This is a genomic window from Aliivibrio sp. 1S128 (genome assembly GCF_001691065.1).
Classification (GTDB): Bacteria; Pseudomonadota; Gammaproteobacteria; order Enterobacterales; family Vibrionaceae; genus Aliivibrio.
The window spans coordinates 21,791-44,098 of record NZ_MAJV01000014.1 but is presented as its reverse complement, the minus strand read 5'-3'; the positions used below and the strand labels follow the sequence as shown (position 1 = coordinate 44,098).

The 22,308-nt window shown below is 39.0% G+C and carries 18 protein-coding genes; 7 read left to right on the top strand and 11 right to left on the bottom strand.

Features of this window, described 5'->3' with window-relative positions; genetic code table 11:
• Positions 1–38 precede the first annotated feature (38 nt).
• From phoU to phoB, 7 genes are all read right to left on the bottom strand, one after another.
• Entirely contained in the window at positions 39–737 is a 699-nt protein-coding gene (gene phoU, locus A6E03_RS03675; RefSeq protein WP_065593929.1) for a phosphate signaling complex protein PhoU, read from the bottom strand.
• A gap of 39 nt (positions 738–776) precedes the next feature.
• Positions 777–1,595, bottom strand: a complete 819-nt coding sequence (pstB, locus tag A6E03_RS03670; RefSeq protein ID WP_065600194.1) for a phosphate ABC transporter ATP-binding protein PstB — start codon at positions 1,593–1,595, stop codon at positions 777–779.
• Between the two features lie 4 nt (positions 1,596–1,599).
• Positions 1,600–3,123: a phosphate ABC transporter permease PstA gene (pstA, locus tag A6E03_RS03665; RefSeq protein ID WP_065600193.1), complete on the bottom strand. Its 1,524-nt coding sequence runs from the start codon at positions 3,121–3,123 to the stop codon at positions 1,600–1,602.
• A gap of 24 nt (positions 3,124–3,147) precedes the next feature.
• A complete protein-coding gene (locus tag A6E03_RS03660; RefSeq protein WP_065600192.1) occupies positions 3,148–5,361 on the bottom strand; it encodes an ABC transporter permease subunit in 2,214 nt (737 codons plus the stop codon).
• Between the two features lie 73 nt (positions 5,362–5,434).
• Entirely contained in the window at positions 5,435–6,373 is a 939-nt protein-coding gene (locus A6E03_RS03655) for a PstS family phosphate ABC transporter substrate-binding protein (protein ID WP_255310576.1), read from the bottom strand.
• A 58-nt stretch (positions 6,374–6,431) separates the two neighbouring features.
• Entirely contained in the window at positions 6,432–7,730 is a 1,299-nt protein-coding gene (gene phoR / locus A6E03_RS03650; protein ID WP_065593934.1) for a phosphate regulon sensor histidine kinase PhoR, read from the bottom strand.
• Positions 7,731–7,758: 28 nt separating this feature from the next.
• On the bottom strand, positions 7,759–8,451 hold the full coding sequence (gene phoB, locus A6E03_RS03645; protein ID WP_065593935.1) for a phosphate regulon transcriptional regulator PhoB: 693 nt from the start codon (positions 8,449–8,451) through the stop codon (positions 7,759–7,761).
• 213 nt (positions 8,452–8,664) lie between these two features.
• Between phoB and rdgC the strand changes: the two genes are divergently transcribed.
• From rdgC to A6E03_RS03630, 3 genes are all read left to right on the top strand, one after another.
• Positions 8,665–9,576, top strand: coding sequence for a recombination-associated protein RdgC (gene rdgC / locus A6E03_RS03640; protein ID WP_176703445.1), 912 nt, complete (start codon positions 8,665–8,667; stop codon positions 9,574–9,576).
• Positions 9,577–9,818: 242 nt separating this feature from the next.
• Positions 9,819–11,210 carry a tRNA 5-hydroxyuridine modification protein YegQ gene (gene yegQ, locus A6E03_RS03635; protein ID WP_065600189.1) on the top strand — a complete coding sequence of 464 codons (1,392 nt, stop codon included), beginning with the start codon at positions 9,819–9,821 and terminating at the stop codon, positions 11,208–11,210.
• Positions 11,210–11,464: a YfhL family 4Fe-4S dicluster ferredoxin gene (locus tag A6E03_RS03630; protein ID WP_065600188.1), complete on the top strand. Its 255-nt coding sequence runs from the start codon at positions 11,210–11,212 to the stop codon at positions 11,462–11,464. Before yegQ ends, A6E03_RS03630 begins: the two co-directional genes overlap by 1 nt.
• Before the next feature lie 86 nt (positions 11,465–11,550).
• Here the strand turns inward: A6E03_RS03630 and A6E03_RS03625 are convergent, their stop codons facing one another.
• Positions 11,551–12,612 carry a DUF3541 domain-containing protein gene (locus tag A6E03_RS03625; RefSeq protein WP_255310580.1) on the bottom strand — a complete coding sequence of 354 codons (1,062 nt, stop codon included), beginning with the start codon at positions 12,610–12,612 and terminating at the stop codon, positions 11,551–11,553.
• Positions 12,613–12,790: 178 nt separating this feature from the next.
• On the opposite strand from A6E03_RS03625, the gene A6E03_RS03620 reads away from it, so the two are divergent.
• From A6E03_RS03620 to A6E03_RS03605, 4 genes are all read left to right on the top strand, one after another.
• Positions 12,791–13,813, top strand: coding sequence for an AraC family transcriptional regulator (locus A6E03_RS03620; RefSeq protein ID WP_083201831.1), 1,023 nt, complete (start codon positions 12,791–12,793; stop codon positions 13,811–13,813).
• A 202-nt stretch (positions 13,814–14,015) separates the two neighbouring features.
• Entirely contained in the window at positions 14,016–15,395 is a 1,380-nt protein-coding gene (locus A6E03_RS03615; protein WP_065600186.1) for an amidohydrolase family protein, read from the top strand.
• 59 nt (positions 15,396–15,454) lie between these two features.
• A complete protein-coding gene (locus A6E03_RS03610; RefSeq protein WP_060991698.1) occupies positions 15,455–16,081 on the top strand; it encodes a DUF3299 domain-containing protein in 627 nt (208 codons plus the stop codon).
• A 67-nt stretch (positions 16,082–16,148) separates the two neighbouring features.
• Positions 16,149–17,378, top strand: a complete 1,230-nt coding sequence (locus A6E03_RS03605; protein WP_065600233.1) for a carbohydrate porin — start codon at positions 16,149–16,151, stop codon at positions 17,376–17,378.
• A 66-nt stretch (positions 17,379–17,444) separates the two neighbouring features.
• Here A6E03_RS03605 and dnaJ read toward each other — a convergent pair whose 3' ends face one another.
• The 3 genes from dnaJ to A6E03_RS03590 all read right to left on the bottom strand — a co-directional run bounded on the left by dnaJ (position 17,445) and on the right by A6E03_RS03590 (position 22,170).
• The gene (gene dnaJ, locus A6E03_RS03600) at positions 17,445–18,590 is read right to left on the bottom strand and encodes a molecular chaperone DnaJ (protein ID WP_065594244.1); all 1,146 of its coding nucleotides are present in this window, start codon (positions 18,588–18,590) and stop codon (positions 17,445–17,447) included.
• Between the two features lie 499 nt (positions 18,591–19,089).
• Positions 19,090–20,991, bottom strand: coding sequence for a molecular chaperone DnaK (gene dnaK / locus A6E03_RS03595; RefSeq protein ID WP_065600185.1), 1,902 nt, complete (start codon positions 20,989–20,991; stop codon positions 19,090–19,092).
• 219 nt (positions 20,992–21,210) lie between these two features.
• Entirely contained in the window at positions 21,211–22,170 is a 960-nt protein-coding gene (locus A6E03_RS03590) for a hypothetical protein (protein WP_065600184.1), read from the bottom strand.
• Positions 22,171–22,308 lie beyond the last annotated feature (138 nt).

Sequence of the window (22,308 nt, the reverse complement as noted above, 5' to 3'; positions counted from 1 at the left end):
TAAGTCAAAGGCTTATTTCGAGTTAAGTATCACTCAACTTATTTAATCACATCATCAATATTTTGATCGCCGATATGACGTACATCCTTTCCTTTGACAAAATAGATAATATATTCACAAATATTCTGGCAACGATCTCCTACACGCTCAATAGCACGAGCCGCCCACATAACCTTCATTACACTTGGAATTGAGCTTGGATCTTCCATCATATAAGTCATTAATTGACGTACAACGGCTTCGTATTCAGCATCTATTTTATCATCAAACTTATAAGCTTCTGTTGCGGCCTTTACGTCCATTCGAGCATAGGCATCTAATACCGTGTGCATCATTTTTACTGATTGACGACCTAATGACTCAAGAGAAACGAGTAATGAATGCTGTTTACTTGTGAAATTTTCTAATGACACTTTAGCGATTTGAGATGCAACATCACCGATACGTTCTAGATCAGTGATTGTTTTAATGATCGCCATTACCAAACGTAAATCGCTCGCTGTAGGTTGTCGTTTTGCAATAATGCGCGTGCACGCTTCATCTATCGCAACTTCCATGGCGTTTACTTTATGATCTTCATGCATGACACGCTTTGCTAATTCAGCATCGTGATTATGCAATGCTTCTAATGCATAGGTAAGTTGCTGTTCCACCATTCCACCCATAGTTAATACATGAGTTCTAATGGCTTCAAGCTCGGTGTTAAATTGGCCTGAAATATGTCGACCAAGTTGCATGGTATATCCTTATCTTATTGGTTGGCTACTGTAGGCTAATTACCCATAACGGCCTGTAATGTAATCTTCTGTTTGTTTATGCACTGGAGAAGTAAAAATAGTATTCGCATTACCGTATTCAACCAATTTACCTTGATTAATAAAGGCGGTGTGGTCACTAACTCGAGCAGCTTGTTGCATATTGTGAGTAACAATAACTACGGTGTATTTGCTTTTTAGTTCGTAGATAAGTTCTTCAATGGTTAAGGTTGAAATAGGGTCCAATGCTGATGTCGGTTCATCTAATAAAAGTACTTCTGGTTCAATCGCAATCGCTCTAGCGATAACTAAGCGTTGTTGCTGGCCACCTGATAATCCAAATGCATTTTCATGTAGGCGATGCTTTACTTCATCCCACAGCGCTGCTGCTTTCAGCGCATCTTCTACTGCTTCATCTAATATTCGCGCTTCTTTAATCCCTTGTAAACGTAAACCGTAAACTACGTTCTCATATATTGATTTAGGAAACGGATTTGGCCGTTGAAACACCATTCCAACACGACGACGCAATGAAGGTATGTCTGTGTTTGGTTGATAAATATCATCACCAAACAGTTTTATTGAACCTTTGATTTTGCAATTATCAACCAAATCATTCATTCGATTAATGCAACGCAATAAAGTCGATTTACCACAACCCGACGGCCCAATAAAAGCAGTTACCTGCCCTTTAGGTATACGCATTTCAATATTCGATAAGGCGGACGTTTTATCATAATACAAGCTGAGATTATTGATCTCTATTGCTGTATTTTCATCCGATAAATCATTGACGTCTATTGGCGATAAAAAAGAGAGATCTGGTGATAATGAATACATATAGCTACAACTCCAATGTTCGGTATTTCTCTCGTAAATTATTACGAATAGCGATGGCAGTTAAGTTTAATCCAACAATAACGGTAACCAACAAAAATGCCGTGGCATAAACGATAGGACGAGCAGCTTCTACATTTGGACTTTGGAATCCTACATCATAGATATGATAACCAAGATGCATAAATTTACGATCTAAATGCAAATAAGGCGCTACATTATCAACAGGTAAAGAAGGCGCTAGTTTAACTACCCCAACGAGCATCAAAGGGGCGACTTCACCCGCGGCTCTTGCTACGGCTAAAATTAACCCGGTCATTATCGCAGGGCTTGCCATCGGTAAAACAATCTTCCATAAGGTTTCAAACTGTGTCGCACCTAATGCCAATGAACCATGGCGTACCGAGTTAGGGATCCGACTAAGTCCTTCTTCAGTTGCAACAATCACAACTGGCAGCGTTAAAATAGCTAAAGTCAGTGCTGACCATAATAAGCCAGGTGTACCAAATGTTGGTGTTGGTAATTTATTTGAATAAAAAAGCTGGTCAAGTGTGCCACCAACAACATAAACAAAGAAACCTAAACCAAATACACCATAAACAATCGAAGGTACACCCGCTAGGTTTATCACTGCGATACGAATTAATCTTGTCAGCATATTGGGCTTTGCGTATTCATGTAAATAAATCGCAGCAATAACCCCTAATGGCATAACGATAACGGACATGAGTAACACTAATAAAATAGTACCAAAAATAGCGGGGAACACTCCGCCTTCAGAATTAGCTTCTCGTGGATCGTTACTAATAAAATCGTATAGCTCCTCAAACCAATGCATTGTTTTTTCTTTTAACGTCATCATATTAGGAAACCAAATATCGACTACATTATCGCTGCTTAATTTATACTTTTTACCCTGGCTATCTTGCAGTATTAAATAACTATGACTTAATTGATTCGAGATCGCTTTTGCTTGTTCATTTAATTGTTCTTCTCGTTTTTTATTCTCATCACTGAGTGCATTCTTTTTTGGTAACGCATCAAGTAATTGATACAGTTTATGCTGCTCTTGTTCTAATAGTTCTATTTTAGCTTTTTCACTACGTACCCATGACTCCACTTGCAATTTATTGAGTTTAAGACCGTTTGAGGTTTCAATAATCGTTCCAAAATATTTACCATGTTGGAGTCTATCCACCACGGCCAATTCAGCAGGTTGACTCACGGATTTTATTTTATCTTTACCAATATTAATAAAATCAAAACCATTAATGTCTCGGTTTCCTACTTTAATAACTAAACGTTCTTTTTTTTCGGTATTAGTATCGTGTAGTTTTTCTACATCATATAACTGACCAACGATAACTTTACCGTCAATCGTATGCCACTCTTGCAATGGCGTAGGCCAAAAATAAGAAAGCCCTTTCCAGCCTATCAGTAATAAAATACCAAGTACGGCAATCATGCTGATACTTACCGAACCAGCCGTTAACCATATCCAAGGAGAACCCGATTTAATCCAACGCTTCATTCTTCACCTTCATCTCATATTCACCTATAAACTACGGTACTTTTCACGTAACCCTTGGCGTATCCACTCTGCCAATGAGTTAACGAAAAAGGTAAAGACAAATAATAAGAAAGCCGCTAAGAAAAGCATTCTAAAGTGAGTACTGCCCATTTCTGATTCAGGCATTTCTATCGCAATATTAGCAGCAAGCGTTCTCATGCCCTCTAAAATATTGCCATCCATTATAGGTGTGTTACCTGTTGCCATTAATACGATCATGGTTTCACCTACGGCACGACCCAACCCCATCATCACAGCAGAAAAAATACCGGGACTAGCAGTAAGTAAAACGACTTTAGTTAAGGTTTGCCATTGTGTCGCGCCGAGAGCTAATGACCCTTCAGACAAATGCTTTGGCACAGAAAATATAGCATCTTCCGCAATGGTATAAATCGTTGGAATAATAGCAGCACCCATCGCAATCCCAACGACCAATGCATTACGCTGATCATAACCAACGCCTTTATCACCAAGATAGTGTCGTAAATCACCATCAAATAACCAACTTTCAATCAAATAGCCATATTGAAAAGTAAGGTACCCAATCCCAATTAATGCAGGGATAAGTAAAATAGCATGCTGGCCCCTAGGCAACCTTCTCATTATATGAGCCGGCAATATGTGCCATATAAAAGCAATAATGATCATACTTAATGGAAAGAATACAAATAAACTAAACACAGCAACAAGGTTATTTTCTACAATTGGGGCTAACCAAATCCCAGCAAGTAAACCGATAATAACGGTCGGTAACGCTTCCATTATTTCAATGGTTGGTTTTACATATCGACGAACATTGGAAGACATAAAGTAAGCGGTATAAATAGCACTGCCAATCGCGATTGGTCCTGCAAAAATCAAGGCATAGAAAGCCGCTTTTAATGTACCAAAAGCCAAAGGCATCAAACTAAATTTAGATTCAAAATCATCATTTGCCGCTGTTGATTGCCAAATATAAGCAGGTTCGGGGTAACCTTCATACCACATTTTCCCAAAAACAGATTGCACACTAACTTCAGGATGAGGATTTGTTACCTCAAAGCACTCCCATCCACTTTTAGTAAGTACGATAAGTTTTTGTGCATTAGGCGGTTGAGTTACCGCTAATACGTCATCGTTAAACACGTGCTGACGATAAAGTGCTTTTTCTGTCGTGGTATGGATTAACGCTAAATTACCCTCAGTATCTATAATACTAATTCCTTTGCGATATACCTCTGGCGCTAATTGTGAAATAGGTGAACCAACGTGAAAAGTACGTATTAATGTCAATGACCGCTTTTCATTATTAATCGTATCAAACCATTGTGATAAATCACCATTTTCAAATTGCACTAATACTGAATGCGCCCCAGAAAGTAAGACTAATTTTTGTGCTGAGTCAATTAATGTAATCCGTTCACGTAAACTCGCTTTATGATCTTTTAAGCTCCAAACTTGTAACTCATGTTGATATAACAAATATAAAAAATCATTATTAGGCGTAATTACCATCGAAAGTAACGAACTAATCTTATCTACATTGTCTTGCTCGAATTCAATAGGTACCGCCTTCCAGACCGTTTCTCCCGTCATTTGATTAACAACACTATCTAATTCAATTCCCAGCAAACGTTCATCTTGTGTTTTTGCTAAAACAACCCCTTCAGTCGCGGTTAAACTTAACGCCAATTGAGTTAACGCTTGTTGTTTTTCATCTAGTTGAATACTTGGGAAAGGAGTGAATTTTTCGACCAACGGAATAAGCTGACGGTTTCCTTTGGAATAATTAGTTTGAAATCCAATTTGAGCAAACTGTACTCGGCCTTCATCATCTCCAAATGCAAACCAATCTTGGCTTTCGATCGTAGATGTAAATGTGGTTGAATGTTCAATGATCTGCTGTTCACTCACTAATTTTTTATTAATGAGATCAATAAACTGAACACGGCCAGTATCGTCAATTCGATAAGCCATTTTTCCTTGCTCATCAGAACCAATTGCTAAGGTATTACCCGGATAAGAAACGGCGTATTCAGATGAAGGTTCGACAGTTACCGAAGTGAAAATAGGTGCAATCACTGCTAGTAGATAAAAACAAATAAGCATAAGGGCTGCGATGATCCCAATGCCACTGGATTTCACCCAAATACGCATAATCAGATCCACAACGCGACGTTGTTTATCTCGAGCTCTCTGATTAGGTTTGGCATATGCCATGATGGGTCAACCTCTGTATTAAATTATGGATATTTTTTATATTTCATTATATGAGTGACACTATAATGACAATTTAATGTAAATCTAACTTGGATAATTCTTGTAAAACAAATCGCTCAGACAATGCAATATATCCGTCTTGCTCTACTCTTTTTTGGCCTTCAGAAGAGAGCATATAACGAATAAATTCAGCTTCTAACGGCTTAAGATCCGCTGTGGGGGATTTGTTAATGTAAATATAAAGAAAACGAGCTAAAGGGTACTTACCACTGATTATATTATTCGTTGTTGGCTCTATATAATGACTCCCATCTTTACTAATTGGGATTAGTTTAACGCCTGACATTTGATAACCAACGCCAGAATAACCTATCCCATTTAATGAAGCTGACACGCCTTGTACTACTGAGGCCGAGCCGGGTTGTTCATTGACATTAACTTTAAAATCACCATCGCATAGCGCATTGTTTTTAAAATACCCATAAGTACCAGACACTGAATTACGACCAAACAGTTGAATTTGATGCGTAGCCCAACGTGTTTCTATGCCTAAATCTTCCCAGCGATTAATCGGTTTTAATGCTCCGCATCGTAATGTGGCAGAAAAAATAGCATCAAGTTGAATAAAATTAAGCCCTTTAATTGGGTTGTCTTGATGAACAAAAATTCCGAGTGCATCAATAGCGACTCGGATTTCAGTTGGTGGGTAACCAAATTGTCGTTCAAATGCCGCTTTCTCACTTTGCCGCATTTTTCGACTCATAGGACCAAATTGAGCTGTACTTTCAATAAGAGCCGGAGGAGCAGTAGAGGAACCAGATGCTTGAATTTGAATATTCACTTTGGGATAAATACGTTGAAAATCTTCCGCCCAAAGTGTCATCATATTTGCAAGAGTATCGGAACCTATTGAGGATAAATTACCCGAAATACCAGATTCACGTTCATAATGAGCTAATTTTCCACCGTAGGCTAAAACACTTTGAGTAATACATAGCCAAAGAAATCCCACAGGAAAGAGCACCCGAGACAATCTTCGTATTTTACTATGTATGTTTTTCATTATGTCCTTATTTTAAAATCAATTTTGTAGGTAAAACAAATGAGAAGGTACTTCCTTTTCCCAGTTTACTTTGTATTTCTAATTGTGAATCATGATGGCTAAGTGCATGCTTTACAATAGCTAACCCTAACCCACTTCCCCCGGTGTCTCTTGAACGAGCTTTATCTACTCGATAAAAACGCTCTGTTAAGCGAGGTATATGTTGTGGTTCAATCCCTTGACCTGAGTCAGATACATTTAATGTTGCCCCTGACTTTGTTTTTTTCCATTCAACCGTAATGTCTGCACCATCAGTCGTATGCTTCACAGCGTTATACACTAAATTAGAAATAGCACTGCGCAATTGGTCTTCATCACCTTGCACTTTAAGCCCGCGATCAACATTAAAAATAATGGTATGGTTTCGCTCACCACTTAATGCCACCGCTTCTTTTTCTAAAGCGTCTAACATAGAGGGAACATCTACTCTATCTTCTAGCATAGAGGTTGCGGCTGCTTCTATTTTAGATAACGTTAATAGTTGCTCTACCAAACTTTCCATTCGTGAAAGTTGCCCAGTCATAACACCATGTGCTCGGTTCCACATCGGACCAACTAACATTTCAGGGTCTTCCGACATTTCTAAATACCCACGCAATACCGTCATTGGCGTACGTAGTTCATGAGAAACATTCGCAAAGAAATTACGGCGCATTCCTTCTAATTGCTTAATTTGGGTAACATCACGTACCACCATTAAATACTCACCGTCACTGTACGGCACTATACGAATTTCAAGCGTTTTATCCGTATTAATTGGTGATGGCATATCTAAGGGAATATCAAAATTCTGCGCGATTAGATACTGAACAAAATCAGGCGTTCGTATTAAATTTGTTATTGGGTGCCCTGAATCATCAGGCCAACGAAAACCAAGTAATGATTGCGCTAGACTATTACACCAAACAATATTTCCTTCATGGCGAAAAACCACTACGGCATCTGGAAGGGCTTCCGCGCCTTGTCTAAAACGACGAATTAACGTAGACAGTTCTTTACGACGTTTTTTATGTCTTTTCTGTAAGCGATACGTTTCATCAAAAATAGGTTCCCAACTGCCTGATGCAGAAGGCGGCGTGGCTTTACGCCCTTCATGTAGCCAGCGAGACATTTTAATTTGATTATGCAAATGCCAAATCAACAGAATAAACGAGGCAAGAAACAACAATGGCCATATAGCATCAAACAAATACCCGACAATAATCCAAGGTATGTAGAAAAAAGCTAACTCCCCGACTAACTTTTTCCATGAAAGACGTTCAACCATGTATCTTACCTTTTGCTACTATTAATAATTATGACGCTTGTACTGAGAAACGGTAACCCGCTCCACGAACGGTTTGAACCAAACGGTCATGACCTTCAATTTCTAATGCTTTACGGAGGCGTCGAATATGAACATCAACGGTGCGATCTTCGACATAAACATTTGTGCCCCACACATTATTTAATAACTGCTCACGGCTATACACTCGCTCTTGATGCGTCATAAAGAAATGCAGCATTTTAAACTCAGTAGGCCCCATATCTAACGCTTTATCATTCGCTGTAACACGATGGGAAACTGGATCTAATTTTAAACCTTGAACATCAATCAGTTCTTCAACTGATGTAGGAGAAACTCGACGAATAACTGCTTTTAAACGAGCCATTAATTCTTTTGGCGAAAACGGTTTGGTAATGTAGTCATCCGCTCCGACTTCAAGACCTCGAACTTTATCTTCTTCTTCACCACGAGCAGTAAGCATAACGACAGGGATTTTTTTGGTAAATTCATCACGTTTAAGATGCTTGATCAAGTTGATGCCTGAGCCACCTGGCAACATCCAATCCAGTAAAATTAAATCAGGGTAAGGTTCGCAAAGTAAACCAAGCGCAGTGTCATAATCTTCTGCTTCAATGGGTTCATATCCTTTTTGCTCTAATACAAAGCACAGCATTTCACGGATTGGTGCTTCATCTTCTACGACAAGTATCCTTCTAGACATTATTTTTACCTAAATTAGCCAACAAAATTTATACCGCTATTATTAAAGGTAATTATGACACTTTTGTGACTATTGAAAAGAAAAGTTCATAATTTCATCATTGAATTTCAACCTTATGGACAATTACCTAAAATCCCGAAAACTCTACAAGCATAATGAGGCAAAATCTCCTATCATAAGCGCACTTAAAAAAGACAGGAATTCAGCAGCATGATGTGGTTTAAAAATTGTTTAATTTATCGTTTTACTAAAGAGATTGATCTCAATCCTGAGCAACTTGAAAAACAACTGAACGATTTCCGTTTCACACCTTGTGGCAGCCAAGACATGCAAAAATTTGGCTGGGTAACTGCAATGGGGCGCCATGGCGATATGCTGACTCACGTAGCAAGCAAAAATATTCTTATCTGCGCCAAGAAAGAAGAAAAAATGTTGCCTGCGTCTGTAATCAAAGAATCAATGAACGCTAAAATTGATGCGATGGAACTGGAACAAGGTCGCCCTCTTAAGAAAAAAGAGAAAGACTCTATCAAAGATGACATCGTGATTGATCTGCTTCCACGAGCATTCAGCAAGCATCAACAAACCTACGCATTAATCTTGCCTGAATCTGGTTTTATTATTGTTGATGCGGGCAGTTACAAAAAAGCGGAAGATGTATTAGCGTTGCTTCGTAAATCTATTGGTAGCTTACCTGTTGTTCCTCTTACTTCAACTCAACCTATTGAAAATGCATTAACAGAGTGGGTTAAAACAGGCACAACTCCTCAAGGTTTTGAGATGGGTGAAGAAGCAGAACTAAAAGCAATTTTAGAAGATGGCGGCGTGATCCGTTGTAAGCAACAAGAATTAGTGTGTGATGAAATCCATGCTCATATTGATGCCAACAAAGTCGTGACTAAATTAGCGCTAACTTGGCAAGACCGTTTAGAGTTTATCCTTGCGGATGATTTATCACTAAAACGCCTAAAATTCAGTGATGATGTAAAAGATCAAAATGAAGACATTGGTTTTGAAGATAAAGCCGCTCGTTTTGATGCGGATTTCTCGTTAATGAGCTCAGAACTTGATGCTCTACTGCCTGATCTATTCAAAGCACTTGGTGGCATTGAAGAGAAAGAGTAAAACGATACGCTTCGCTAACTATAACGCTTCGCGTCTAGATACTATAAAAGCAATATACTTACCCGCTCTTATAGTGTCTAGTTAGCGTAGCGTATAGCTCCTAGACCAATACCCTTATAAAATACAAGTTCAATCTTGCTAATCCCTAGCACTTCCCTCACTTTCCATGTAAAATCCGGCCTCCTTCATATCCATGAGATATGACCTGACCTGAGATCAGAATACAACATTGGGAAGCAATCATGTTTAAACCAGAACTACTTTCGCCAGCTGGCAGCCTTAAAAATATGCGTTATGCGTTTGCCTACGGTGCAGATGCAGTTTATGCAGGCCAACCACGTTACAGCCTTCGTGTTCGTAACAACGAATTCAACCATGAAAACCTAGAGATCGGTATTAACGAAGCGCACGCGCAAGGTAAAAAACTGTATGTGGTATGTAATATCCAACCACATAACTCAAAGTTAAAAACCTTTATTCGTGATTTAACCCCTATCGTAGCAATGGGCCCAGATGCCTTAATCATGTCTGATCCTGGTTTAATCATGATGGTTCGTGAAGCTTTCCCTGACGTTGTTATTCACCTGTCAGTTCAAGCTAACGCGGTTAACTGGGCGACAGTGAAATTCTGGTCTACTCAAGGTGTTGAGCGTGTGATCTTATCTCGTGAATTATCACTAGAAGAAATTGAAGAGATCCGTGAACACTGTCCTGATACAGAACTAGAAATTTTTGTACACGGTGCATTATGCATGGCGTACTCTGGTCGCTGCTTGTTGTCTGGTTACATGAACAAGCGTGATCCTAACCAAGGTACATGTACTAATGCATGTCGTTGGGAATACAAAGCTGAAGAAGCAAAAGAAGACGAAAACGGTCAAATCGTTGAAGTTAATCCTACCGGTGTTGAGATCCAAGACATAGAAGTTCAAAACGAACGTCCTGACAATACATTAGGTTTAGGCAAACCAACGGATGAAGTCGTTCTTCTTTCTGAAGCACACCGCCCTGAAGAGAAAATGGCAGCATTTGAAGACGAGCATGGTACTTACATCATGAACTCTAAAGATCTTCGTGCTATCCAACACGTAGAGCGTCTAACGAAGATGGGTGTTCACTCGCTTAAAATCGAAGGTCGTACTAAGTCTTTCTACTACTGTGCGCGTACTGCTCAAGTATATCGTAAGGCTATTGATGATGCGGTTGCTGGTAAGCCATTTGATGAAAGCCTAATGGGTACACTAGAGAGCCTAGCTCACCGTGGTTACACTGAAGGTTTCTTACGCCGTCATACACATGATACGTACCAAAACTACGATTACGGTTACTCTATCTCTGATTCTCAGCAATTCGTTGGTGAATTCACAGGAAAACGTCGTGGCGATTTAGCAGAAGTTGATGTTAAAAACAAATTCCTAGTGGGTGATTCAGTTGAGATCATGACGCCACAAGGTAACTTAACCTTCACGCTAGAAATGATGGAAAACCGTAAGAGTGAAGCCGTTGATTCAGCGAAAGGAAATGGTCACTTTGTGTTCATCCCTGTTCCTGCAAACGTAGATTTAGAATACGGTCTATTAATGCGTAACTTGCACACGGGTGAAGATACTCGCAATCCACACGGCAGTAAGTAATGGCGTTATTGATCAATAAGAAATGCATCAATTGTGATATGTGCGAGCCTGAGTGCCCAAACGAAGCGATCAGCATGGGTGACAATACCTACGAGATTAACCCAGACCTGTGCACTGAATGTAAGGGGCATTACGATATCCCTACATGCCAGTCTGTTTGCCCAATCAATAATTGTGTAATTTCAGATCCAAACAACGTAGAAACGGATGATCAGCTATTAGAAAAATTTGTGAAACTTCAAGGTCTCGCCTAGTTTTTATTGCTCTTCTTGTTTCACTAAAAATGCCCAATGACAGTTAAATGTCATTGGGCATTTTTGTATCTTAACGCTGATTCTTCTTATTTTTTAATCAGTCCATACGGCTTACCAATAAATATCTTAGGTTGATTTTGGATAGTTGGTGCCTCATGCGGTGTTTGCCAATCAAGTAACATGATCGCCAATACATTCCGATGTTCACCATCCGTTAAATCTGTACCTTCAGTCGTTGATGGCACCATATTTTTTGGGCGATTAATATCATCTTGGATGTGTTTTTGTGTTTTATAAACAACAGGATCATTCTCTAATCCAGCCAATAAGAAAGTGATCCCAACTTCTGAAATAATGTCTTCTTTGGTTTTTTCCAAAATCGTATCAATATTATTTCGTAAATAATCGTATATCCATTGATGATCTGATTCTTTCAGTGGTCGTTGATAATACTTAGAATCCGCTAATAAAATATGAGTTAATCCGTAGATCTTATTGCCATATTGCTGCTTAGAAAGCGCTGCATCTTTCTCATCTGGATAGGCTAATTTAAATGCTTCTACAAAATCATCAACCACATCTTGTTCGCCCAATTGACGCAACCAATAAACTTGATTCGCCAATTGTGCTGCCCATGCTTTAATCATCGCGTCATCTGTCGCGTATTTTTTAAAATCATAACGACGGATAATTTCTCGCAGCTGTTTGTCATTACGATGCTTTAAGCCATATTCATCAGCACGAGCCATTGAGCCAAGCAGATCAACACCAAGATATAAATACTCTGGCATCGATTTAGTTGCTTGGTAACGTAACATGCTGCGAACATCAGTATCATCAACATACATGCTTAACCGTTTTTGTGAATAAGCCTCAATTTGTTTAGGAGTGTGCACTTCTGAAGACAATTGGTTAAGTCGACTTGCGACTCGAGCCATATCAGACCAAATTGCCGCTGAATATTTAGGGTCCATCGTTTGACGATACATACGTAATCCATAATGACCCGCTTTAAATGCAGATAAGGTATAGAGTTGAGTTTCATAGGTATGTCGGATAGAAGCGGCATCTTGCTCAAAACTTGGAACCGTTTTTCCACCTTCTATAATTTCAGCTTGAACAAATGGCACAATAAAAATGACTACCATTAATAGTAACGCTTTCAATCTACACACAAACATATTAGCTCCATCAATTATTTACCGTGCCCTATAGCTTTACAGGTTCTATAAATATATTTCCTTACATAATAATAACTTCAATTTAATGAACAGTCATGAGAAAGTCAGATGGGCGTAATTTATTGACTAAAATGGGCGGTTTTAAATGGATAAAAAGAATAGAAAAACAAATACACAAATTCCTGTCGTTCATAATGATGACGTTATGTTTTTCTTAAACCTATGCAAAGATCTAGACGACAACTTCTATAGATTATTAAGAAAAGCATTAATCCCTAATGATATAAAAAATAACAAAACACACTACGTCTACTTACCTGAAACAACCATTAAAAATCTTATTCTTCTATTAGGTGAAAATATGCCAATAGATCAATTTACCGTACTAATTTCTCAGCAATGTCGAGCCTATTACATCCCGCAATTTATTAAGCAGCTAAATCAACCTGATTCATTCCAGTCTGCCATAAAAGAGCTATCTCAAAACTTAAAACTACGATCAAGCCATAGTCAACTTTATACCCAATATGCAGGAGAAAAATGGTGGTTAGTAAGAGAAAAAGAAGGCATTAATGAAGAGTGGTTTGAATACGCTGAAATATTCTCTGTTATTTTTATGTATGAGCTACTAACTCTACTAACAAATGGGAAATGGTCTCCATCAGAAATAGGTATACAAAGTAAAAATGCCGAGAAATTTATCTTCATTCCAGGCTTAGAAAACGCGATTTTTTTTACAGAAAGACCTGTAACTGCATTTTATATCCCAGATGACATTATCAATATGCCTATGTCTCTAACAAAAAACTTAACTCCTCCTCTTGTCTCTACTTCTCCTCAAGCTTCTCATGATTTTTTAGATTCTTTTAAATTAGCAATAACACCTTACCTATCTACAGGTAAGTTACCGATAAAAATCGCGTCCGATATTTTAGGTATGAATGTTCGAACATTACAGCGCCGACTAAAAAATGAAGGCGTCATATACAGCGAGGTTATTGAAGAGATAATCTTAGAAAAAACCATTTATCTATTAAAATCACCACACCTTTCTATTATGCAAATAGCTTCCATGATGGGCTATTCAGACTCAGCGCATTTTACACGCGCCTTCAAGCGAACCATGAATATAACGCCAAGTAAGTTTCGCACGACCTTAAATGAATAATTAATCAATGATAAGCATGTCGCCAAATGGCCATTTTAATTATTTGTAAAAATCTACAATACAATCCTACACTGTTAAATGTTGGTTAAATTTATCTATTTAATTAATGAGTCTGTGAGATTAACTACAACCTCAATACTGACATTTAATAGGGAACATTAAGCTTCATTATCTTATGAAGAACTAATTAAGGGTGTGATATATGAAACACGTAGGTTTAAAACTATCTGCAATAGCAATATCTTGTTCAATAGCCTTATCTGCGCAAGCTTCGTCAACACTATTTACTAATGTTGACGTCTTTAATGGAACGGAAAATAAACTCTATCAAGATCATCACGTTTTAATTGTCGACAATAAAATAGCAAAAGTATCAGCTAAGAATATCGATGCTGCTGATGCCGTAGTTATTGATGGTCAAGGATTAACATTAATGCCTGGGCTTATTGAAGGTCATGGTCACCTTCAAATGAATGGTTCTTCACTACCCGATATTGAAAATAATCGTAATTGGGAAGAATTAGCGGCTCGTTCAGCGGCTAGAGCTGAATCGGCACTCATGTCTGGCTTTACTACATGGCGAGATATGGGAGGAATGGGGGCTGGCCTAAAAAAAACCATTGATAATGGAGAATTAAGAGGTCCAAGGATCTACCCTTCAGGTGCTTTTATTGGGCCTACAGGTTCGCACGCCGACTTCAGAAACTTCACAACCCCAAATGAAACCTTTAACGGACCTCAATCTGCAGGTGCGCGACTTGGTATGTCTTGTACTGCCGATGATGAAGGTGCAATTAAAGCCTGTGCTCGTCAAAACTACATGCAAGGTGCGACACAACTTAAATTAATGTCGAGCGGTGGCGTAGCGTCCTCGTTTGACCCATGGCAACTAAACGCCTACTCGTTAGAAGAATTAAAAGCCGCAGTAGAAGTGGCTAATGCTTACGGCTCTTATGTTGCATCTCATGCTTACAGCAAAGTGTCTTTACTTCGTAACTTAGAAGCCGGAACAAAAACGCTAGAACACGCCTTTATGTTTGATGCGGAAGTAAACAAACAAATGAAACAAAACGATGCGTACATGACGACTAACATGACAGCATTTTCACCTTACTTAGGGCAGATTGAAGCGATTAATTCAAACCCTGCTTCTGCACGTAAAGCAAAAACCGCCCAAGCTGCATTTAAAAATTACATTCCAAACGTTAAAAAACTAAAACCAAAGCTAGGATTCCATGTTGACTGTGTCGGTGGGGTTGCCGCTTGTGAACAACAAGCAGATCACTCTATTTATTTAAGTGGTGAGTTCTTTGGTAATTTCTATACCTTGATTTCAATGACATCAGTCAATGGCGAAATTGTAAAGCTATCTGGGGAAACTCTTGATCCATATATAGATGGTAAATTAGGGGTAATCGAAGAAGGTGCTTACGCTGACTTACTTTTAGTTAAAGGAAATCCTCTTGAAGATCTTAGTGTTATTGGTGCAAACAAAAAATGGTTTGATGCCCCAAAACGAAATGGTATTGAGGCGATGAAGTTAATAATGAAAGACGGAAAAATCTACAAAAACATACTATAACCATTCACCCTTGCCTATGTATCAGAGGCTGGATAGCCAGCCTCTTTTAAGGGATACCTATGAAAAAAATTTTACTGTTATTATCATTGATGTCTTTCTATCTTCATGCAGAAACGCAGCAATTAGGTTGGGAACAACTCAAACCTGAAGTAAACACAGAAACCGTGACATTACCTTCGGTAAATAATTCACAAAAAAAATTATTAGCTCAAATACTACAACTTCAATATCAAAATGATGAAACGTCTCAGAATGAGCAAAAAAAGATTATTGATACATTAAAGTCTCAAGGCATTGATGCCAAAAAAGCACTGGATGCAAGAAAACGCTTTATGGCTTCTGAACAATTAAAAGCGGAAACACTAAACCATAAGATCGATGGAAAAACAGTGCGTATGCCTGGATTTATCGTTCCTATCGAATTCGATGGTTTAAAAGGTACTGATTTCTTACTCGTCCCTTATGCAGGCGCTTGTATTCACTTACCTCCTCCACCAGCTAACCAAATTGTACGCATCTCATACCCTCAGGGGTTTGAAGTGGAGAATATTCAATATCCTGTATGGGTCGAAGGAAAAATAAAAGCCGAAAAACAAACAGAAGATGTTTATCTCGTTGATGGAAAAACTAAGCTCACTATGGGCTATAAAATGGAAGGCGATCTTATTGAGCGCTATTACGAATAATTATGCCATCCAGAAAAAGATAGTCATATGAAGTCCTATTAACGTTTAGAGAATGATAACAATGTCTATGAAAATATATGCACCCTATAGTTTGTGTCTGCTAAGTATAATCAGTGCATCTTCCGTTTTTGCAGAAACTAATTTCGGAAGTCCAGATACTGTTGATAACACCATCAAAGAAAATCAGCGCCAAAAACAATCATGGCGAGATGATTTAGCCAAACAGAAAAACCTAACTTTTGGTTTGGACTATCAAGTTCTAGCTTTACATGCGAATAATCCACAATCAGGAGGTGATAACAATGCCTCCTCTGGCGTCGCTCGTTTTTATGGTTCTTGGGATCTTATTGGTATCGACTCTAATAACACTGGCGGGTTCGTTTGGAAAATAGAACACCGACATGCATACAGTGATTTATCTCCAAAAGAGTTTTCATTCATCGGAAGCGGGTTAGGTTATGCCGGAATGATTGGACCAGCATACAGCGATCAAGGTACCCGCCTCACTAACTTATATTGGAAACAAAAACTTAATAATGGAAAAACCTCATTCATGATCGGTTTTTTAGATACGACTGATTATGTTGATGTTTATGCACTAGCCAGCCCATGGACTGGTTTTAGTAATCTCGCTTTTAGCACGGGAGGCGGTGCCATTGGTTTACCTGATGACGGGATATTAGGTATTGCTGCCGGGCACATGTTAAATGAAAACCTTTATGTTATAGCAGGCCTTGCAGACGGTAAAGGTGATTCAAGTGACCCAATGGAGGGCTTTGATACCTTATTTAACGATCATAAATTGTTTAGCTCATTTGAACTTGGTTGGACATCATCTCAAGAGCAAATTTATACCGATAATATTCACGTTACTTTTTGGAATCTTGATGGAGATACTCGACACAGTAACTCAGCAAAACAAGAAGGTGGTCAAGGGGTAAACTTCTCCGCAAGTTACTTTGCAACGCCAATGATAATGCCTTTCTTACGAGGTGGAATATCTAATGGTGATGTGGCTTTATATGAGAAATCCTTGACTGCTGGACTTGGTTATTTTGGCTTACTTAGTGATAAAAATACATTAGGGTTTGCACTAAACTGGAGTGAGGTAAATGAAGATTTATCCGGTGTATTTAATGTTAAGCAATCAGATCAGATTACATCCGAAATTTATTACAATATCGCAGTAAATGAATTTATTCAGATAACGCCTGATCTTCAATACATTAAAGATCCTGCTTTTTCAAATGAAAGTAGTACATGGATTATCGGTTTAAGAGCCAGGATAGTGATTTAATCCCTACACGAAAAAAATAAAAAAATAGCCATCATATGTGATGGCTATTTTTATTTAATGATTTACTTATTTCGTCAAATCATCAAAGAAGTTCTTAACACCAGATAAGAAACCTTCTGATTTCGGATTATGCTTCTTCGCATCTTTCCCATCGAAAGATTCTTGGAATTCTTTAAGCAGCTCTCTTTGCCGTTTCGTTAATTTAACTGGAGTTTCAACAATTAATTTAACGATTAAATCACCAGCACTATGAGTACGAACACCTTTAACGCCTTTACCACGCATACGGAACATACGGCCCGTTTGTGTTTCTAGAGGCACTTTCAAGCTTACACGGCCATCAAGAGTAGGGACTTCAACTTCACCACCTAACGCAGCCATCGTAAAGCTTACTGGCACTTCACAGTATAAGTTGTTACCGTCACGATCAAAGATATTGTGTTCTTTTACATGAACTTGTACGTATAGATCGCCTGCTGGAGCGCCGTGCTCTCCCGCTTCACCTTCATTAGATAGACGAATACGGTCACCAGTATCAACCCCTGATGGGATCTTAACATTAAGCGTTTTAGTTTTTTGAACTCGACCTTCACCATGACAAGAATTACATGGGTCTTTAATGATCTTGCCTTTACCGTGACAAGTAGGACACGCCTGCTGTACAGCAAAGAAGCCTTGGCGCATTTGAACTTGGCCATGACCATGACAAGTGCTACAAGTTGAAGAAGATGTGCCTTTCTTAGCGCCAGTTCCTTCACATGGGTCACAAGACACTAGTGTTGGTACTTCAATTTCTTTGTCACAACCACGAACCGCTTCTTCTAGCGTAAGTTCCATGTTGTAACGTAAATCTGAACCGCGTTGTGCACGTTGTTGACCACCGCCACGACGGCCGCCACCAAAGATGTCACCAAACACATCACCAAAGATATCGCCAAAGTCACCTTGACCGCCGCCAAAGCCGCCACCGCCACCCATACCACCTTGTTCAAAGGCTGCATGACCGTATTGATCGTAAGCTGAACGCTTTTGAGCATCCGTTAAGATCTCATACGCAACTTTTACTTCTTTAAACTTTTCTGGCGCTGTTTCATCACCTTGATTACGGTCAGGGTGGAACTTCATCGCTAGACGTTTATAGGCTTTCTTTATATCACGCTCTGAAGCATCACGGCTTACGCCCAATACTTCATAAAAATCACGTTTAGACATGCTTTGGTCACCAATTTTTGATACTGCCGGCAGTGACACCATCAGTATGAGTTCAATCTAGATAATCAGGTTCAACGTTCGAGAATGATTATCTAGATTGACCTTAATAATATATCAACCTAAACAAGTACCGACTCATTCTTGCTTGTGAAAATTAATTATAACTTCGTTATAAATTATGTAATTAGAATACTAGTTAACACAATTTATGCCTTGTTCTAATCAATTTTTCCTACGCAATATCTGAATAGTTACTTATTCAGGTTGATATTACAAACTTGCGGGCGGTAGAGAAAACTCCAACGCCCGCAATATATTTTTTCATTCGAAGCATTCAAGATATAGGGCTTTTGCTCTTTTCTTAAATGACTAAGGCAATGATTTCTTTAAGCTAGAAGTGTTAAGTCCAAGGAAAAAGCACGCCATCTCTTGGCAAACAAAAGCGCGAACGCAAATGAGTACTTTTAACGTAGGAATTAACCCTTCTAGCGACAAGAAATTACTTGTCTTTTACTTCTTCGAACTCAGCGTCTACTACATCATCTTCTTGCTTAGGTTGCTCACCTGCGTCAGCACCTTGTGCTTGAGCTTTCTGTTGAGCGATTTCCATTAGCTTTTGTGCTGCTTGCATTAGCTCTTGAGTTTTCGCATCGATTGCTTCTTTATCATCACCTGACTTAACGTCTTCTAGTGTTTTGATTGCTGCTTCGATTTTTTCTTTCTCGTCAGCTGGAAGTGCATCGCCTGCTTCTTCAATTTGTTTCTTAGTACCGTGGATCATTTGGTCAGCTTGGTTACGAGCAACAACTAATTCTTCGAACTTTTTGTCCGCGTCTTTATTTGCTTCTGCTTCTTGTACCATTGCTTCGATTTCTTCAGGAGTTAGACCACCTGATGCTTGGATAGTGATCTTCTGCTCTTTACCAGTCGATTTATCTTTAGCAGATACGTTTAGGATACCATCAGCATCTAGATCGAAAGTTACTTCGATTTGTGGCATGCCACGTGGTGCAGCTTGGATACCTTCTAGGTTAAATTGACCTAGAGATTTGTTGTATGTCGCTTGCTTACGCTCACCTTGAAGTACGTGAATTGTTACCGCACTTTGGTTATCTTCAGCAGTAGAGAACGTTTGATCCGCTTTTGTTGGGATAGTTGTGTTCTTCTCGATTAGTTTAGTCATAACACCACCCATCGTTTCGATACCGAAAGACAGAGGAGTTACATCTAGAAGAAGTACATCTTTAACATCACCAGACAATACGCCACCTTGAACTGCAGCACCCATTGCTACTGCTTCATCAGGGTTAACGTCACGACGCGCTTCTTTACCGAAGAATTCAGCAACTTTAGCTTGAACCATAGGCATACGCGTTTGGCCACCAACTAGGATAACGTCAGTGATTTCGTTTACAGATAAATCTGCATCCGCTAGAGCTACTTTAAGAGGCTCAAGAGTACGAACCACTAAGTCTTCAACTAGAGATTCTAGTTTTGCACGGGTAACTTTAACGTTCATGTGCTTAGGACCAGTTGCATCAGCAGTAACGTAAGGAAGGTTTACGTCAGTTTGTTGAGCTGAAGATAATTCAATCTTCGCTTTTTCTGCTGCTTCTTTAACACGTTGCATAGCAAGTGGATCAGTTTTAAGGTTAATACCTTGTTCTTTTTTGAACTCGTCAACTAAGAAATTGATCATACGGTTATCGAAATCTTCACCACCTAGGTGAGTATCGCCGTTTGTAGCAAGAACTTCGAAAGTTTGCTCGCCATCAACGTTGTCGATTTCAATGATAGAAATATCGAATGTACCACCACCAAGGTCGTATACTGCGATAGTGCGATCGCCGCCTTTTTTATCTAGACCGTAAGCTAGTGCTGCTGCTGTTGGTTCGTTGATGATACGTTTAACATCAAGACCCGCAATACGACCAGCATCTTTCGTTGCTTGACGTTGAGCATCGTTAAAGTAAGCAGGTACAGTTACTACTGCGCCAGTCACTTCTTCGCCTAGGAAATCTTCAGCTGTTTTCTTCATTTTCTTAAGAATTTCAGCAGATACTTGAGGAGCAGCCATTTTTTGGCCTCGCGCTTCAACCCATGCATCGCCATTATCAGCTTTGATAATTTTGTATGGCATAATTTCGATATCACGTTGAACTTCTTCGTCTTCAAAACGACGACCGATCAGACGCTTAATCGCAAATAATGTATTTTGTGGGTTAGTAATTGCTTGACGCTTCGCTGGCTGACCTACAAGAGTTTCGCCATCAGTGTATGCAACTACCGATGCAGTTGTGCGTTCGCCTTCTGCATTCTCTAAAATACGTGGCGTATCGCCATCTAGAACAGCAACACAAGAGTTAGTAGTACCTAAGTCAATACCAATGATCTTACCCATCAGGTTATCTCCAATTTATCTATGTAAATTTACTCAAAACAACTTGAGTAAAGGTTGGGACTGAATCCCATAATTCATTCTATGACTAATAAATAAGGGCGTGAAATCACAATTCAAGGGAAATCATAAAAAAAAATCAATTTTATTTCCATCTAAGCAAAAAAAAGCCTAACAATCATGCCAGGCTTATCTTCCAGAATACTCTTTAACTATATTAACTTAGTTAGCACCTTTGTCGTTCATCACGTCAAAATCAATTGGCGGTGGATTTTGTTGCCACTCTTCTTTTGTTAAATACGTTTTTCCACCAGCCTTAATATACGGACTATTATCATCAACGATCAATACCCCCTCATCCGCAACCGTTCCCATATAATACCAAGTAGGCTTAGTGGTTAAATATTGAAAACGACTACCACCAACTCCCGGTAAATAATTGGCATTAGATAAATCACCATGAGAAACCGACGTATTCACCGTTGGGTAATAATCTGCTCCCGTACTGATTAACACTTTCGCCGTACTAATATCTTGCTTGCCTTGTGGTTTATCGGGAACCAACCATGCTTTCATTCGTACAAACGCGGCAAGGACATTTTCACCATCAATAGCAACTTTACTGGTTCCACCATGCAATGGGTAATGTTCTGGATGCAATTGATACTCTTTTAAGCCATCACTAGAACGGCGATATGGGACATCTTCAATATATTTAATAATGTTGTGAGAGTAATAGGCAGCCCAAGAGACGGATGCTCGATTTACAGTAATATTGACCCATTCAGCCGTCAATGGATCCATGCTTCCATCAGTCGATTGAAGTAACCACATATCAGCATCACCAATAACAACTCGAACATTTTTTGCTGTGTTTTTCTGCGCCTCAAATACCGTGAACCATTGTGTCATTCCCGTCCACGCATCAGAAGTGGTCATACTTTTATCAATGATCTCATCAGCCCAATATGACGGCGCAGCATCTCCACGAGGTATACCTTGAACAATAGTCGCTCCACGAGCCCAAGCAGAAGTCTCTGGTGCATTATATAATTTGGCATCATTTGCTAATGCCATTGAGGTATAAGTCTCAGACGCCACAACATGCTCAGCAAAACTTAATGGCGTGTAAAGACAAAGCACGCCAACTAAAAGAGATTTAATGTTCAATTTTTTTTCCATTTATTTGTTCCTAACCATTCATCCATGATGAGTAAAATGTAGTAAAAAACAAAATAAATAACGATAGAAAAAGTGATAAAATTTAAAAGCTTGACCCCCATTCCTTATTTACAACACACTTTCTAGAAAAGAAGACTG

Coding starts and splice junctions, on each gene's coding strand:
- A6E03_RS03630 (WP_065600188.1), top strand. CDS start 11,210: ATGGCGTTATTGATCAATAAGAAATGCATCAATTGTGATATGTGCGAG.
- phoU (WP_065593929.1), bottom strand. CDS start 737: ATGCAACTTGGTCGACATATTTCAGGCCAATTTAACACCGAGCTTGAA.
- yegQ (WP_065600189.1), top strand. CDS start 9,819: ATGTTTAAACCAGAACTACTTTCGCCAGCTGGCAGCCTTAAAAATATG.
- pstB (WP_065600194.1), bottom strand. CDS start 1,595: ATGTATTCATTATCACCAGATCTCTCTTTTTTATCGCCAATAGACGTC.
- rdgC (WP_176703445.1), top strand. CDS start 8,665: ATGTGGTTTAAAAATTGTTTAATTTATCGTTTTACTAAAGAGATTGAT.
- A6E03_RS03620 (WP_083201831.1), top strand. CDS start 12,791: ATGGATAAAAAGAATAGAAAAACAAATACACAAATTCCTGTCGTTCAT.
- A6E03_RS03625 (WP_255310580.1), bottom strand. CDS start 12,612: ATGGTAGTCATTTTTATTGTGCCATTTGTTCAAGCTGAAATTATAGAA.
- A6E03_RS03660 (WP_065600192.1), bottom strand. CDS start 5,361: ATGGCATATGCCAAACCTAATCAGAGAGCTCGAGATAAACAACGTCGC.
- dnaK (WP_065600185.1), bottom strand. CDS start 20,991: ATGGGTAAGATCATTGGTATTGACTTAGGTACTACTAACTCTTGTGTT.
- A6E03_RS03605 (WP_065600233.1), top strand. CDS start 16,149: ATGAAAATATATGCACCCTATAGTTTGTGTCTGCTAAGTATAATCAGT.
- A6E03_RS03610 (WP_060991698.1), top strand. CDS start 15,455: ATGAAAAAAATTTTACTGTTATTATCATTGATGTCTTTCTATCTTCAT.
- pstA (WP_065600193.1), bottom strand. CDS start 3,123: ATGAAGCGTTGGATTAAATCGGGTTCTCCTTGGATATGGTTAACGGCT.
- phoB (WP_065593935.1), bottom strand. CDS start 8,451: ATGTCTAGAAGGATACTTGTCGTAGAAGATGAAGCACCAATCCGTGAA.
- A6E03_RS03590 (WP_065600184.1), bottom strand. CDS start 22,170: ATGGAAAAAAAATTGAACATTAAATCTCTTTTAGTTGGCGTGCTTTGT.
- A6E03_RS03615 (WP_065600186.1), top strand. CDS start 14,016: ATGAAACACGTAGGTTTAAAACTATCTGCAATAGCAATATCTTGTTCA.
- dnaJ (WP_065594244.1), bottom strand. CDS start 18,590: ATGTCTAAACGTGATTTTTATGAAGTATTGGGCGTAAGCCGTGATGCT.
- phoR (WP_065593934.1), bottom strand. CDS start 7,730: ATGGTTGAACGTCTTTCATGGAAAAAGTTAGTCGGGGAGTTAGCTTTT.